Here is a 15,271-nt window from a genome sequence, read left to right on the forward strand (position 1 = left end):
TGCGGGGCAGAATGGCCGGTGATGTCGATCCGGCTGCTCGGCCCCGTCTCCCTCACCGACGCCGGCGGGCGCGAGCTGCTGCCCGCCGGCGCCCGGGTGCGGGGTCTGCTCGCCCGGCTCGCGCTCGACGCCGGGCACCCGGTCGACACCGCGACGCTGGTCGACGCGCTGTGGGGTGACGACCCGCCGTCGACGGCGAACGCGCTCCAGTCCCTCGCCACCCGGCTGCGCCGCGCGATCGGTGCCGACCGGGTGCGGTCGGCCACCGGCGGCTACCTGCTGGCCGTCGACCCGGACGAGGTCGACGCGCTGCGGTTCGCCGCACTGCGCCGGACCGCGGCGGCCGACCCGGACGACGACCGCGCCCGCGCCCTGCTCACCGAGGCCCTCGACCTGTGGCACGGCCCGCCGCTGGGCGGGCTCAACGGACTGGCGTTCGCCGCGCCCGCCGCGACCCGGCTGTCCGACGCCCGCGCCGACGCCGCCGAGGAACTGGCCGCGCGCGGTCTCGCGGCGGGGCTGCCCGCTGCGGGCCTGGACGTCCTCACCGCGATCCTGGCCGAGCAGCCGCTGCGGGAGACCACGGCCGTCGCGCTGGCCCGCGGGCTGCACGCGACCGGTCGGCGGGCCGACGCGCTGGCCGTGCTCGACCGGACCCGGACCGCACTGGCCGAGGAGCTCGGCGTCGATCCGGGCCCGGAGCTGCTGCGGACCCGCACCGAGCTGCTGCGCGACGACCCGCCCGCGACCGTGGTCGCCGCACGGCGGCCGGGGCCGCCGCCGGAGCGGACCCGGCCGGTGGCGCTGACCTCGTTCGTCGGCCGCGAGAAGGACCTGGACCGGGTACGGGCGCTGCTCGGCTCGACGCGGCTGGTCACCGTGGTCGGGCCGGGCGGGGCCGGGAAGACCCGGCTGTCGCAGGAGGCGGTGCGCGACGTCGGTACGGCCGTCGCCGTGGTCGAGCTGGCCGCGCTGACCGGCGGCGACCAGGTGGTCCCGGCCGCGCTGCACGCCGTCGGCGGGCCGGAGCTGTCGGTCGCGGACCGCGGTGGTCCGGACGCCAGGGCACGGCTGGTGTCGGCGCTGACCGGCCGCGAGCTGGTGCTGCTGCTGGACAACTGCGAGCACCTGGTCGACGACGTCGCGGACCTCGTCCACGACCTGCTCGCCCGGCTGCCCGGGCTGCGGGTGCTGGCGACCAGCCGGGAGCCCCTCGGTGTGCCGGGCGAGGTCCTGCACCCGCTGGGGTCGCTGGACCCGGCGCAGGCGACGCGGCTGTTCGCCGAACGCGCCGTCGCCGTCCGGCCGGACCTCGACCCGGCCGCCCACGCCCGGGCCGTCGCCGAGATCTGCCGTCGGCTCGACGGTCAGCCGCTGCCGATCGAGCTCGCGGCGGCCCGGGTGCGGAGCATGACCCCGGCCGAGATCGCCGACCGGCTCGCCGACCGCTTCCGGCTGCTGGTGACCGGTGCCCGGACCGCGCTGCCCCGCCACCAGACGCTGCGGGCCGTCGTCGACTGGAGCTGGGACCTGCTCTCCCCCGCCGAACGGGCGCTCGCAACCCGGTTCGGGGTGTTCGCCGGTCCCGTCGACGCCCGCACCGTCGAGGCCGTCTGCGGCGACGACGCGTTCGACCTGCTCCCGGCGCTGGTCGAGAAGTCGCTGGTCGTCCCGGTCGACGGCGCCGAGGACGGTGCGACCCGCTACCGGATGCTGGAGACCATCCGCGAGTACGCGGCCGCACGGCTGGCCGACGCGCCGGACCACGACGCCGTGACCGCGGCACACGCCGACCACCTGCTCGCGGTGCTGGAACCCGGGGAGCCGCGGCTGCGCACCGGGGACCAGCTCGACCAGCTCGCCGTCGTCCGGCGGGTGGAGGGCGAGGCCGTCCGCGCGCTGGACCGCGCCGTCGACGCCGGCGACGCCGGCGACGGTCCCCGGGCGCACCGGCTGTTCGCGGCACTGGGCTGGAGCTGGATGGTCCGCGGCGACCTCGGGTCGCTGAAGCGCTGGTCCGACCGGGTCGCGACGGTCCCGGCGGACGCGCCGGCCGCCGCGGTCGCGTTCGCCCGCACGATCCGGGCGACGGTCCACATCGGGTTCGGCGACGAGCCGGGTGCGGCGCAGGCGGAGCTCGCCGCCGTCGTCGCGCTGTGGCCGGAGCTGCCCGAGCCGCGGCACCCGGTGGTCGAGCTCGCCCGGCCCACGGGCCTGCTGTTCGGTGACGGTGACCGCTCCGCGCTCGTGGCCATCGCCGACGGCGACGGCGAGCCGTGGCTGCGGGCGACGGCGTCGCAGATCATCGCCGCGTACGCCGAGAACACCGGCGACCTCGACGTGCAGCGGGTCCGGCTGCGGGCCGCGCACGAGCTGTTCGCCCGGACCGGGGACCGCTTCGGGCTCGGGATGACGACGTTCGCACTCGGTGAGCTGGAGGACTACGCCGGGGACACCGACGCCGCCCGCCGGGCCTGGACCGAGGCGGTCGCGCTGTCCGCCGAGCTGGGCAACGCCGACGACGTCCCCCAGTTCCACCTGCAGCTCGCCCGGCTCGCCGCCCGCGACGGCGACGAGACCGAGGCCCGCGAGCACCTCCGCCTGGCCTTCGACCAGGACATCGTCGACGACCCCCGTGCGGACTTCGGCCTGCGGTGGGGCCGGGCCGACGTCGAGCTGCGGCTCGGGAAGCCGCAGGAGGCCCTGGACCTGCTCCAGGAGTCCGACGTGCCGGCCCGGCCCGGCCCCGGACGGCTGCAGCGGGAGGCGTCGACGCACGCGCTCATCGCGGCCGCGCTGCTCGCCCTCGGACGTCCCGACGACGCCCGCGAACGGCTGGAGCAGGCCGGGCGGTCCGCCGTCGCCAGCGAGGACGGGCCGATCCTCGGCCTGGTCGCCGAGACCTCCGCACGGTGGGCGCTGGACGCGGGGGACGCGGAGCGGGCCGGTGAGCTGCTCGGCGTCGCCCTGGCCCGCCGGGGGGCGCTGCACCTGGGTCTGCCCGAGGTCGTCGCGACGCTGGAGGGGGTCCGCGCACGGCTGGGCCCGGCCGCGGCCGACGCTGCGGTCGACCGTGGCCGGGCCCTCCCCCGGGACGCGCCCCCTACACCGTGAGCGCCGGACCTCCGCGCGCCCTCAGGTGCGGCGGCGGTAGAGCGCGACGGCCAGCGGCGCGAAGACCACGACAAGGCCCGCGGACGTCAGCAGCGACACCGTCGCCGCACCACCCGCCGGCGCGCCGTCGAGCAGGGCACGCACGGCGTCCGCGGTCCGCGAGACCGGGTTGACCGCGACGAAGCCCTGCAGCCAGCCGGGCATCGTCTGCGTCGGGACGAACACCGAGCTGGCGAACGTCAGCGGCAGCATGATCAGCGCGGACAGTCCCTGCACCGAGCGGGGCTGCTTCACGACCATCGCGAGCGCGGTGAACACCCAGCACAGGCCGAACGCGAACGCGACGACCAGCCCGAACGCGGCGAGGATCCCGAACGGACCCGCCGGGGTCCGGTAGCCGAGCGCGAACCCGAACACCAGCATGATCACGCCGGAGGTCACGTAGCGGACGAGGTCCGCGCCGATCGCGCCGACCAGCGGGGCCGCGCGGGAGATCGGCAGGCTGCGGAAGCGGTCGAAGATCCCGGTCTTGAGGTCCTCGGCCAGGCCCACGCCGGTGCCCGCGGAGGCGAACACGACCGTCTGGAGCAGGACGCCGGGCAGGGCGTAGTGCAGGTACTCCGTGCTGTTGCCGGCGATCGCGCCGCCGAAGACGTAGACGAACAGCAGCAGGAAGATGACCGGCTGCAGCGTGACGTCGATCAGCGCCTCCGGCGAGTGGATCGTCTTCACGATCCCGCGGCGGGCCAGCGACAGCCCGTGCCGCACCGTCGAGGGCAGCAGCGGGGCGGAGCCGGCCGCCCGGCCGGAGCGCGGGGTGGTGGGCGGGGTCTCGAGGGTGGCGGTCATCGGGGGCCTCCGGAGGTGGTCTCGGCCGCGTGGCCGGTGAGGGAGAGGAAGACGTCGTCGAGGCTGGGGAGCCGCAGACCGATCTCGGCGACGGCGACGCCCTCGGCCACCAGCCGGTCCTCGGTGCGACGCAGCGCGCCGTGGTCGGCGACGGCCGCGGTGACCTCCCCGGACGGCTCGACCGTCGGCTCGGCGCCGGCCTCCTGCGCGACGACGGCGGCGACCAGCGGCGCCTCGCGCGGCAGCTCGGGGCGCACGTGCAGGCGTCGCCCGCCGGCCCGGGACTTCAGCTGCGCGGCCGTGCCCGAGGCGATGACCCGCCCCCGGTCCAGGACGACGAGGTCGTGCGCGAGCTGGTCGGCCTCCTCCAGGTACTGGGTGGTGAGCAGGACGGTGACGCCGTCCTCGGCGAGCCGCCGCACGGCCTCCCACACCTCGTTGCGGTGCAGCGGGTCCAGCCCGGTGGTGGGCTCGTCGAGGAACAGCACCTCGGGGCGCCCGACGAGGCTCGCGGCCAGGTCGAGCCGCCGGCGCATGCCGCCGGAGTAGGTGCCGGCGCGGCGCCCGGCGGCGTCGGTGAGCCCGAAGCGGTCGATCAGCTCGACGGCGCGGGCCCGCGCGGCCGGGCGCGGCAGGTCGAGCAGCCTGCCGATCAGGTACAGGTTGTCGCGGCCGGTCAGGGCCTCGTCGACGGCGGCGTACTGGCCGGTGAGGCCGATCAGGGAGCGGACCCCGGCGCCGTCGCCGACGACGTCGCGGCCGAGCACCGCGGCCCGGCCCGCCGAGGGCGGGAGCAGCGTGGCCAGCATGCGGACGGTCGTCGTCTTGCCGGAGCCGTTGGGGCCGAGCAGCCCGAGGACCTGTCCGCGCCCGGCGGAGAAGGAGATCCCGTCGACGGCGCGGACGTCACCGAAGGTCCGGACCAGGCCGTCGACCTCGATAGCGGGAGTGTTCATGCCGATGAGCGTGCGCCCGGGCGCTGACACGGCCCTGGTACGGCGCTGGCACCGCGGTGACAGCCGCGGGCGGCGGACTCACCGCCACGAGCCCGGTCCCGTCGCCACCCCCCGACTGTGGCGACGGAACCGGCCCGTCTCTCCCCCCGCGCCCCGGCGAGGCTCCCCAGCCCGCCGTGACGCGAGTACGACGGTATCCGCGCACCCGGGGGCCGCGGATCGGTCGAACTACTGATCTCTTACCCGGGGTCTCTCCTACCTGGGTAGGAGAGACCCCTCATCCCTCGGCGCGCTCGGCGGCCTCGAGCCACTCCAGCTCGACGCTCTCGCGCTCGGCGACGACGGCCTTCAGCTCCCGGTCCAGCTCCATCAGCCGGCCGGGCTCGGTGGCGGCCTCGGCGAGCCGGGCGTGCAGCTTCTCCTCCTGCGCGGTGAGCTGCCCCATCCGTCGTTCCAGGCGCTGGGCGTCCTTGCGGGCGGCCCGCTGCTCCGCGGCGCTCGCCTTCGGCCCGGCCGCCTGTGCGACGGGCGCCCCGGCCGGTACCGGAGCGGTCGGGGCGGCCCCGGCGGGGCCGTGGCCGGTGGCGGCACGGCGGGTCAGGTACTCGCCGATCCCGCCGGGCAGGTGGGTGAGGTGCCCGTCGCCGAACAGGGCGACGACCTGGTCGCAGACCCGCTCGGTGAGGTACCGGTCGTGGCTGACGACCACCAGGGTGCCCGGCCAGCCGTCGAGGAGGTCCTCGAGCCCGGCGAGGGTGTCGACGTCCAGGTCGTTGGTGGGCTCGTCGAGCAGCAGGACGTTCGGCTCGTCCATCAGCAGCCGGGTCAGCTGCAGTCGCCTGCGCTCGCCACCGGACAGGCGTCCGACCGGGGTCCACTGGCGGGCCGCGGGGAACCCGAGCCGCTCCAGCACCTGCGACGCGGTCATCTCCTGCTTGCCGAACCGCACGTACTTGGCGACGGCCTCGGTGGCCTCCAGCACGCGCATCTCGGCGGGCAGGTCGACGAGCTCCTGCGACAGCTGCGCCATCTTCACGGTGCTGCCCTGGACGCGCTTGCCCGAGTCGAGCGCGCGTTCCCCGGACAGGGCACGCAGCAGCGTCGTCTTGCCGGAGCCGTTGATCCCGACGATGCCGACCCGGTCGCCCGGGCCGAGCCGCCAGGTCACGCCGTCGAGCAGGGTGCGCCCGGCGACGGAGACGGTCGCGTCCTCCAGCTCCAGCACGGTGCGCCCGAGCCGGTTGGTCGCGAACGCCATCAGCTCGACGGTGTCGCGCGGCGCGGGCACGTCGGCGATCAGGGCCTCCGCGGCCTCGATCCGGTAGCGGGGCTTCGAGGTCCGGGCGGGCGGGCCGCGGCGCAGCCAGGCCAGCTCCTTGCGGGCCAGGTTGCGGCGGCGCTGCTCGGCGGCGTCGGCCTGCCTGCCGCGCTCGGCGCGGGCGTAAACCCAGTCGGCGTAGCCGCCGGTGTAGGACTCGACGCGCCCGTTCGCGACCTCCCAGGTCCGGGTGCAGACGGTGTCGAGGAACCAGCGGTCGTGGGTGACGACGACGAGTGCGATCCGCCGCGCCGTCAGGTGCGTCGCGAGCCAGCCGATGCCCTCGACGTCGAGGTGGTTGGTGGGCTCGTCGAGGACGACGAGGTCGAGCTCCCCGATCAACGCCGCGGCGAGCGCGACCCGGCGCTTCTCGCCGCCGGACAGGCCGTCGGTGGGGCGCTCGATGTCGGAGATGGCGAGCCCGTCGAGGACGTCGCGGACCCGGGCGTCGGCGGCCCACTCGTGGTCGGCGCCGTACTCGGCGAGGACGATGTCGCGCACCGTCGACCCGGCCGGGAAGCGGTCGTGCTGCACCAGGTGCGCCATCCGCAGGCCCCCGAGGCGGCTGACCCGGCCGCCCTCGACGGGCCGGTCGCCGGTGATCACGTCGAGGAGGGTCGACTTCCCGCCGCCGTTGAGGCCGACGACGCCGATCCGGTCGCCGCGTTCGACACCGAGCGAGACACCGTCGAGCAGGACGCGGCTGGCGTCACCGGGCACGTGCGCGGTGACGTTCTCCAGGTTGAGCAGGTTCTCGGGCAACTACGTCTCCACCGTCGGGAAGGTCAGGCACGGACCGGGGGCCACGAGCCGGAGCTCGAGGGACCGCCGCGGTCGGGGGGGTGGTCGCCGCCGGTCTCGGAGGTGTCGACGATGCGGGCGCCGCCGGCCGGGCCGTGGGCGACCCGCACCGTCCGGCACACCCCCATCCCGGCGAGCTCGGTCGCGACCTCGACGGCGGAGTCGGCGTCGGCGCACAGGAACGCGCAGGTCGGCCCGGACCCGGACACCAGCCCGGCGAGCGCGCCGGAGTTGACCCCGGCGCGCAGGGTGCGGCGCAGGTCCGGGGCCATCGAGACGGCGGCCACCTGCAGGTCGTTGCCCAGGTTGAGCGCGAGCCGGCGCGGGTCCCCCGAGGACAGTGCCTCCAGGACGGGCTCGACCGGCCGCTCGGCGATCGGGCCGTCGCCGCGCAGCCGGTCCAGCTCGGAGAACACCGCCGGCGTGGACAGCCCGCCGCGGGCCAGCGCGATCACCCAGTGCAGCCGGTGCCGGGCGAGCACGGGGATGATCTTCTCGCCGCGGCCGGTGCCGAGCGCGGTACCGCCGTGCAGGCCGAACGTGACGTCGGATCCGAGCTCGGCGGCCAGCTCGGACAGCTCGTCGCGGCCCAGCTCCAGCCGCCACAGCGAGGACAGCGCGACGAGCGTGCCCGCCGCGTCCGCGGAGCCGCCCGCCATGCCGCCCGCGACCGGGATGCCCTTGCGCAGGGTCACCCGCACGTCCGGGGCACGCCCGGCCTTCTCCGCGAGCAGCTCGACCGCCCGCCAGGCCAGGTTGGTGGCGTCCAGCGGCACCTCGGCGACGCCGTCGCCGTGCACCTCCAGCGCGGGCTCCTGGGCCTGCTCGACGGAGATCTCGTCGAACAGGCTGACGGCGTGGAACACCGTGACGAGGTCGTGGAAGCCGTCCGGCCGCACCCCGCCCACGGCGAGGTGCAGGTTGATCTTCGCGGGAACCCGGACGGTGACCGGTCGCGGCACGGCGGACAGCACCGCTCAACCCTACGGGCAGCGCGGGACGGGCCGCCGCCGCCCGGCATCCGGGGTGGCCGGGCTCACCGGCCGGGCCGGCTTCCCGGACTCACCTGCCCGGGGCGCCCCGCCGCCCGGGCCCCTCGACCCCACCCGGGGCTCACCCTCCCCCGCGACTGCCCCTCCCCGGGCCGACCTTCCTCCGGGGCAGGCTCTCCCCCGGGCTGGACCTTCCCGGGCTGGCCTTCCCCCCGGGGCTGGACCTCCCCGGGCTGCCCCTCCCCCGGGGCTGGACCTCCCCGGGCCGGACCTCCCCCGGGGCTGTGGCCCTCCACCGGGGCCCACCGACTCGGCCGGGGTGACCAGCCGATTGGGCCGACGGGCTCCGCCCACGGTGTCCCTGCCGGAGAACCGTTCATGGCGTGAAGGGTTGTCGCGCAGCAGGGCACCGCGGACCCACTACCCGCCGACGCGGCCCGACCCCGCGCGGCCCGACCCCGCGCGGCCCGACCCCGCGCGGCCCGGCCGGGCCGGGCCCGACGCGACGCGGCGCGACCCATCGGCCCTCTACCTCGCCGCGGGACCGTCCCTTCTCCAGAAACGGTTCACCGCATGAAGGTTTTCCGGGCGACCGATGACCCGCGGGAGGACTCAGCCGGCGGACCGGTCGGTCGCGTCGCCGGGGCCGGGGCCGGGGCCGGGGCGGCCGGGCACCGGAGCGGCCGGGGACACGGGCGGCGACGCGGCGGGCACGGGAGACGCTGCGGAGACGGGGGACGCGGCAGAGCCGGAACCGGCGGGGGCGCCGGACACCGGGGCCGCACCGGACACCGGGGCGGAGCCGGACACCGGGGCGGGACCGGACACCGGGGCGCTGCCGGAGTCCGCGGCGGTGCCGGAGTCCGGGGCGGTGGAGCTCGCTGCGGCTGCGCGGCGCTCGACCAGGTGGCGCGGCGTCGCGAAGCAGGCGACGGCCACGAACCCGATCACCAGCACGGCCGCGGGCAGCAGCATCGACTGGGCCATCGCCGTCGCGAAGGGGTCGCGCAGCGCCTCGGGCAGCGGGCCGCCGGTCGCGGCGACCTCCGGGGAGCCGCCGGTCGCCGACGCGCCCGGGACGAGCGCGGCGATCCGCGACTCCATGAGCACCGCGATGCCCGCGCTGCCGAGCACCGCGCCGACCTGACGGGTCGTGTTGTAGACGCCCGACCCGGATCCGGCCTGGTCCATCGGCAGGTTGCGGGTGGCGCTGGTGGAGATCGGCGCCCAGACGCAGGAGTTGGAGATGCCGAGCAGGGTGAGCGGCAGCAGCAGCTGCCAGACCGGGGTGTCCGGGCCCATCACCCACGCCAGCCAGGCCAGCGCGATGACGAACGTCGACATCCCGAAGCCGCCGATCAGCCGCGGGTGGACGCGGTCGGTCAGCCGCCCGGTGTACGGCGCGAGCGCGCCGGAGAAGATCGCCAGTGGCGCGAGCAGCAGTGCGGCCTGGGTCGGGGTGAAGCCGCGCACGCTCTGCGCGTAGATCATCAGAGGGAAGCCCTGCGCGGTGATCGCGAAGCCGACGGTGCAGATCGCGATGTTGGCCAGCGAGAAGTTGCGGTCCCGGAACAGGCGCAGCGTGACCAGCGGCTCGCTGGTGGTGACCCGCTGCCACCACACGAACGCGACCAGCACGACGACGCCGCTGCCGATCAGCGCCCAGATCCCGGCGCTCCAGCCGAACTTCTGGCCCTCCTGGATGCCGAAGACCAGCAGGAACATGCCCGCGGCGGACAGCACCACGCCGACGACGTCGAACCGGCGGCGCGAGGTCTCGAGCGAGGGCACCAGCCGCCAGGCGGCGACGAAGGCGATCACCCCGACCGGGACGTTCACGAAGAAGATCCACTCCCAGCCGAGGCCGCCGACGAGGAGCCCGCCGACGATCGGCCCGGTGAGCGTCGCGACACCGGCGACGGCACCCCACAGGCTCATCGCGCGCCCGCGCTGGGCCGCCGGGAAGGTCCGGGTGATGACGGCCATGGTCTGCGGCGTCATCATCGCGGCGCCGAAGCCCTGGGCGACCCGCGCGACGATCAGGGCACCGACGGTCGTCGTGAGCCCGCACCACAGCGAGGCCAGGGTGAACACCGCGAGCCCGCACAGGTAGACGCGCTTGGGCCCGAACCGGTCCCCCAGCCGCCCGGTGACCAGCAGCGGGACGACGTAGGCGAGCAGGTAGGCGCTGGTCACCCAGACCACGGAGTTGACGTCGGCGTCCAGCGAGGTCAGCAGCGCGGGCGTCGCGACGGTGACGATCGTGGCGTCGACCAGGATCATGAAGAACCCGATCACCAGCGCCCACAGCGCGGGCCACGGGTTCGTCCCGTCGGCGCTGACCACCTGTTCCCTCGACCGCGTCACCACGCCATCATGCGCCGCCCCCGGCACGGTCCGGTCAGGCGGGAGGGGGCCCCGCCGGGCGGTTCCGGGCGATCCGGGCGAAGTCGGACACCGCCAGGGTCTCGGCGCGGGCGGTGGGGTCGACCCCCGCGGCGCGCAGGGCCTGTTCGGCCGCCGCGGCCGAGCCGGCCCAGCCCGACAGGGCTCCCCGCAGCACCTTGCGGCGCTGGGCGAAGGCCGCGTCGACGACCGCGAAGGTCGCCGCCCGGTCGGCGTCGGCGGGCGGGTCGTGCCGGGTGAACGCCAGCAGCCCGGAGTCGACGCCGGGGACCGGCCAGAACACCGCGCGCGGCACCGGCCCGGCGCGGCGGGCGGCGGCGTACCAGGCGAGCTTGGCGCTGGGGGCGCCGTACTCGCGCGAGCCGGGTCCGGCGGCGAGCCGGTCGGCGACCTCGGCCTGCACCATGACCAGCCCGGTCCGCAGCGACGGCAGCTCGGCGAGCAGGTGCAGGATCACCGGCACCGCGACGTTGTAGGGCAGGTTCGCGACGATCGCGGTGGGCGGCGCCGCACCGGGCCCGGCGTCGGTCGCGAGCCGGTCCGCGCCGACCCGCATGGCGTCGGCACCGGTCACGGTGAGGCGCCCGGCCAGCTCGGGGGCGCGCTCGGCGACGGTGTCGGGAAGCAGCCCGGCCAGCACCGGGTCGATCTCGACGACGTGCACCCGGGCCGCGACCGGCAGCAGCGCCAGGGTGAGCGAGCCGAGACCGGGGCCGACCTCGAGGACGACGTCGTCGCCGTCGACGCCGGCGGACTTCACGATCCGGCGGACGGTGTTGGCGTCGTGGACGAAGTTCTGGCCGAGCTTCTTGGTGGGGCGCAGACCGAGCCGCTCGGCCAGGACCCGGACGTCGGCCGGGCCCAGCAGGCGGGCGGTGGCGGTGGTCCGGCTCCCGTCGCCGTCGGCGTCGATGCTCCGGCTCCGGCCGCCGTCGGTCCCGTGGTCGCTCACGGCACCATTCTCGCCGGGCACCCCGGGCGGGGTGCGTGCGGGATCAGCTCAGGCCGAGCTTGGAGGAGCAGGACGGCCAGGCGCTGTAGCCGCCGCGGTCGTCCTTGACCTTCTCGGCGACCGCGATCTGCTCCTCGCGGGAGGCCTGGTCCGCGGTCGGGGCGTACTGCCCGCCGCCGTAGGCCTGCCAGGTCTGCTTGTTGAACTGCAGCCCGCCCTGGTAGCCGTTGCCGGTGTTGATGTTCCAGTCGCCGCCGGACTCGCACTTGGCCAGCTTGTCCCAGGTCGCGCCGTTGGAGACGGCGGGCGCCGAGGACTTCGCCTTCGCGATGATCTCCTCGACCTTCTTCTTGGTGCCGACCTTCACCACGCGCGGGGTGGCCGGGGTGTCCTGACCGGCGCCGACGCGCTCGCGGGCGCCCTCGCGGCCCTGGTCGTAGGTGACCCGCCAGATGATGCTGCGGGCGCCCTCGCGGCCCGGGTCGACGACGGTGCGGGTGCCCTCGTCGAGCGACGGGTCCTGCACCTCCTGCTCCGGCACCGGGAGCTTCTGCGACTCGACGATCTGGGCGCTTACGATGTCCGAGCCGGTGGTCGGGGCGGCGACCGGGGCGAACGAGGCGGGCGAGGAGGCCCGGTCGAGGCTCATCGACGCCGTGCCGAGGTCGGTGGCGATCGCGGCGAGCCCGGCCTGGAGCTCCTGGGCGGGCTGCTCGGCCGGGGCGGTGAGCACCGCGGCGGCGAGGCCACCGGTCGGGACCGAGAACAGCGCGGCCGCGGCGGCGGTCCGGACCCCGGCCCGGGAGCGGGCACCGGCGGTGCGGTGACGGCCCTCGTAGGTGACGTACCCGGCCTCGTCGCCGGCGAGACCGGCGGGCGCGATGACGGGGAGCGGTCGCGTGAGCTCGTCGTCGGCGAGCGGTGCGGCGTGACGCGAAGACATGACTTCCCGGGGGCTCGGCTGTCCGGGAAGGAGCCATGACCTGCGGGAACGACGACCGGCGCGGTGCCGGGGAGCGGAACCGTCGCTGGGGAGCGGACCGGTCGTCGTCCCGCGGGTCGGGGGAGCGACCCCGTCCCGGCGGGTACGACGAGGGACGTTAGCGGACCGTGACCCGGCGCAGCGTTTCCGACGCGCGCGTGGCGACGAGCGGACGGTGATCGACGGTGAGTGACGACAACCCCGCCACTCGTCACGGCGGACGGCGTCAATCGGTTGTGCGCAGCCGGAAGATCCGTTCGGCGTTGCGGCGGGCCGTCTCGGCGACCAGGGCTTCGGACTCCCCGCGGGTCGCGGCGATCCCCCGCACGGTCCACGGCAGCACGTAGGGCTCGTTGGCCCGGCCGCGGTGCGGGTGCGGGGTGAGGAACGGCGCGTCGGTCTCCACGAGGTACTGCCCGGCGGGCACCAGCGCCGCGGCGGCGCGCAGCTCGTCGTTCTTCGTGAAGGTGACCGGGCCGGCGAAGGACAGGACGTACCCGGCGTCGGCGCACTCCCGGGCCATCGCGGCGTCGCCGGAGAAGCAGTGGAAGACCACGGTGTCCGGGGCGCCCTCCTCGCGGAGGATGCGCAGGACGTCGTCGTGGGCGTCCCGGTCGTGGATCATCAGCGGCTTGCCGGTGCGCTTGGCCAGCCCGATGTGCCAGCGGAACGCGTCCTGCTGCGCGGCGGGCGGGCTGTGGTCCCAGTAGTAGTCCAGGCCGGTCTCGCCGATCGACACGACGCGGTCGTCGGCGGCCAGCCGCTCGATCTCGGCGAGGTCGGCGGCCGGCACCCGTGCCGTCCGGGTGGGGTGCAGCGCGACGGCCGCCCACACCCGGTCGTCGGCGTGCGCGGCGCGCACGGCGAACCGGGCGCCGTCGAGGTCGTCGGCGATGGTGACCGCACCGACGACGCCGACCGCCGCCGCCCGGTCCATCGCGGCGACGACGTCGGCGTCGGTCTCGCAGCCGCACGCGTCGAGGTGGGTGTGGCTGTCGATCGTCGGCGCGGCGAGCGGCTCCGGCGGCTCGGGGCGCGGCCGGCGGCCGTGTCCGCTCACTTCTGGACCGGGGCCCACTCCGGCCCGGTCTCCCCCAGCTCGGGCGCGAGCTTGGCGATGATCGGCGACGGCTTGGCCAGCGGTCGCCCCACCTCGATCGGCGTCGACCCCCAGTGGGCCTGCTCGGCGGCGTAGTCGCCGGTGAGGACCGGGTAGGCGGGGCCGTCGCCGAGGTCGTCGACGGTCGTCTTCTCCGGCTGCGCGGCCCACACCCCGGTGCCGCCGAGCGCCTCGTGCACCTTCTGCGCGGCGTGCGGCAGGAACGGGGTGAGCAGGGTGTTGGCGTCCTGCACGACCTGCAGCGCGGTGTGCAGGATCGTGTCCCGGCGCTCCGGGTCGTCCTTGCGCTTCCACGGCTCCTGGTCGGACAGGTACCGGTTCGCGGCGGTGACCACTCGCATCGCCTCACCCGCGGCCTGCTTGAACCGGTTCCGCGCGAGCAGCCCGCCGACGGTGTCGAACCCGGCCCGCGAGTACGCGAGCAGCTCGGCGTCGGCCTGCTGCGGCGCCGTCGGCGTCGGGATCGCGCCCACGTTCTTGTGGGCCATCGAGATGGACCGGTTGACCAGGTTGCCCCACTCGTTGGCCAGCTCGAAGTTGACCCGGCGGACGAACTCGTCCCAGGTGAAGTCGACGTCCTGGTTCTCCGGCCCGGCGACGGCGATGTGGTAGCGCAGCGCGTCCGGCCCGAACTCGCGCAGGAAGTCCCCGACGTAGATGACGGTGCCGCGGCTGGTCGAGAACTTCGACCCGCTCATCGTCAGGTACTCCGAGGACACGACCTCGCTGGGCAGGTCGAGCGTCCCGTACGGGCCGGGCTCGCCGCCGCGGTCGCCCGCGCCGTTCTGCCCGAGCAGGATCGCCGGCCACATCACCGAGTGGAAGGTGATGTTGTCCTTGCCCATGAAGTAGAAGGCCTCGGCGGCCGGGTCGGTCCACCACTGCTTCCACGCGTCCGGGTCCGGGCCGCGACGGGCCCACTCCACCGAGGCGGACAGGTAGCCGATGACCGCGTCGAACCAGACGTAGATCTTCTTGAGCGGGTTGTCCGACCACACGTCGAGCGGGACGGGCACGCCCCACTCCAGGTCCCGGGTGATGGCGCGCGGCTTGAGGTTCTCCACCAGGTTGGCGGAGAACTTGAGCACGTTGGGGCGCCAGTCGGTGCGGGTCGACAGCCAGCTCCCGAGCGCCTCGGAGAAGGCGGGCAGGTCGAGGAAGAAGTGCTCGGTCTCGACGAACTTCGGCGTCTCCCCGTTGATCCGCGAGCGCGGGTTCTTGAGGTCGGCCGGGTCGAGCTGGTTGCCGCAGTTGTCGCACTGGTCGCCGCGGGCGCCGTCGTAGCCGCAGATCGGGCAGGTGCCCTCGATGTAGCGGTCGGGCAGGGTGCGGCCGGTGGACGGGCTGATCGCGCCCAGCTGCGTCTTCGGGACGACGTAGCCGTTCTTGTACAGCGCGGTGAACATGTCCTGCACGACGCGGTAGTGGTTCGACGTCGTGGTCCGGGTGAACAGGTCGTAACTCAGCCCGAGACCCTGCAGGTCGTCGGTGATCACGCCGTTGTACTTGTCGGCGAGCTGGCGCGGGGTCAGTCCCTCGGCGTCGGCCTGGACCTGGATCGGGGTGCCGTGCTCGTCGGTGCCGGACACCATCAGCACCCGGTCCCCCGCCATCCGCCGGTACCGGGCGAACACGTCGGAGGGCACACCGAAGCCGGACACGTGGCCGATGTGCCGGGGGCCGTTGGCGTAGGGCCACGCCACGGCGGTCAGCACGGCTTTGCTCATGCCCTCCAGCGTATTCACCGTCGCCATCACGTTCTGCGGCGGCACATCACCAAA

Annotated in this window: 10 protein-coding genes; 1 reads left to right on the forward strand and 9 read right to left on the reverse strand. The window is 75.4% G+C overall.

Annotation, left to right across the window (positions count from 1 at the left end; all coding sequences use genetic code 11):
* Positions 1-21: 21 nt before the first annotated feature.
* Positions 22-3,114: a BTAD domain-containing putative transcriptional regulator gene (locus KPL60_RS23955; protein WP_226367272.1), complete on the forward strand. Its 3,093-nt coding sequence runs from the start codon at positions 22-24 to the stop codon at positions 3,112-3,114.
* Positions 3,115-3,135: 21 nt separating this feature from the next.
* Here the strand turns inward: KPL60_RS23955 and KPL60_RS23960 are convergent, their stop codons facing one another.
* From KPL60_RS23960 to metG, 9 genes are all read right to left on the reverse strand, one after another.
* Positions 3,136-3,963, reverse strand: a complete 828-nt coding sequence (locus tag KPL60_RS23960; protein WP_226355145.1) for an ABC transporter permease — start codon at positions 3,961-3,963, stop codon at positions 3,136-3,138.
* Positions 3,960-4,919 (reverse strand): ATP-binding cassette domain-containing protein, encoded by a 960-nt coding sequence (locus KPL60_RS23965; protein ID WP_226367273.1) that lies wholly within the window; start codon positions 4,917-4,919, stop codon positions 3,960-3,962. Before KPL60_RS23965 ends, KPL60_RS23960 begins: the two co-directional genes overlap by 4 nt.
* Before the next feature lie 277 nt (positions 4,920-5,196).
* Positions 5,197-6,999, reverse strand: coding sequence for an ABC-F family ATP-binding cassette domain-containing protein (locus KPL60_RS23970; protein WP_226355143.1), 1,803 nt, complete (start codon positions 6,997-6,999; stop codon positions 5,197-5,199).
* 23 nt (positions 7,000-7,022) lie between these two features.
* Positions 7,023-8,012: a 4-(cytidine 5'-diphospho)-2-C-methyl-D-erythritol kinase gene (locus KPL60_RS23975; RefSeq protein WP_062400202.1), complete on the reverse strand. Its 990-nt coding sequence runs from the start codon at positions 8,010-8,012 to the stop codon at positions 7,023-7,025.
* A gap of 630 nt (positions 8,013-8,642) precedes the next feature.
* Positions 8,643-10,397, reverse strand: coding sequence for a DHA2 family efflux MFS transporter permease subunit (locus KPL60_RS23980; RefSeq protein WP_226367274.1), 1,755 nt, complete (start codon positions 10,395-10,397; stop codon positions 8,643-8,645).
* 34 nt (positions 10,398-10,431) lie between these two features.
* A complete protein-coding gene (rsmA, locus tag KPL60_RS23985) occupies positions 10,432-11,304 on the reverse strand; it encodes a 16S rRNA (adenine(1518)-N(6)/adenine(1519)-N(6))-dimethyltransferase RsmA (RefSeq protein ID WP_226356639.1) in 873 nt (290 codons plus the stop codon).
* Positions 11,305-11,431: 127 nt separating this feature from the next.
* A complete protein-coding gene (locus KPL60_RS34320) occupies positions 11,432-12,331 on the reverse strand; it encodes a resuscitation-promoting factor (protein ID WP_305080717.1) in 900 nt (299 codons plus the stop codon).
* 265 nt (positions 12,332-12,596) lie between these two features.
* Positions 12,597-13,430, reverse strand: a complete 834-nt coding sequence (locus tag KPL60_RS24000; RefSeq protein ID WP_226355141.1) for a TatD family hydrolase — start codon at positions 13,428-13,430, stop codon at positions 12,597-12,599.
* Positions 13,427-15,217: a methionine--tRNA ligase gene (metG, locus tag KPL60_RS24005; RefSeq protein ID WP_226355140.1), complete on the reverse strand. Its 1,791-nt coding sequence runs from the start codon at positions 15,215-15,217 to the stop codon at positions 13,427-13,429. The genes KPL60_RS24000 and metG overlap by 4 nt, the downstream gene beginning before the upstream one ends.
* Positions 15,218-15,271 lie beyond the last annotated feature (54 nt).

Source organism: Pseudonocardia sp. ICBG162, from assembly GCF_020496225.1.
Classification (GTDB): Bacteria; Actinomycetota; Actinomycetes; order Mycobacteriales; family Pseudonocardiaceae; genus Pseudonocardia; species Pseudonocardia alni.

Bases quoted from the DNA above. Each gene is read 5' to 3' on its own strand.
- KPL60_RS23955 (WP_226367272.1), top strand. From the start codon at position 22: ATGTCGATCCGGCTGCTCGGCCCCGTCTCCCTCACCGACGCCGGCGGG.
- KPL60_RS23960 (WP_226355145.1), bottom strand. From the start codon at position 3,963: ATGACCGCCACCCTCGAGACCCCGCCCACCACCCCGCGCTCCGGCCGG.
- KPL60_RS23965 (WP_226367273.1), bottom strand. From the start codon at position 4,919: ATGAACACTCCCGCTATCGAGGTCGACGGCCTGGTCCGGACCTTCGGT.
- KPL60_RS34320 (WP_305080717.1), bottom strand. From the start codon at position 12,331: ATGTCTTCGCGTCACGCCGCACCGCTCGCCGACGACGAGCTCACGCGA.
- metG (WP_226355140.1), bottom strand. From the start codon at position 15,217: ATGAGCAAAGCCGTGCTGACCGCCGTGGCGTGGCCCTACGCCAACGGC.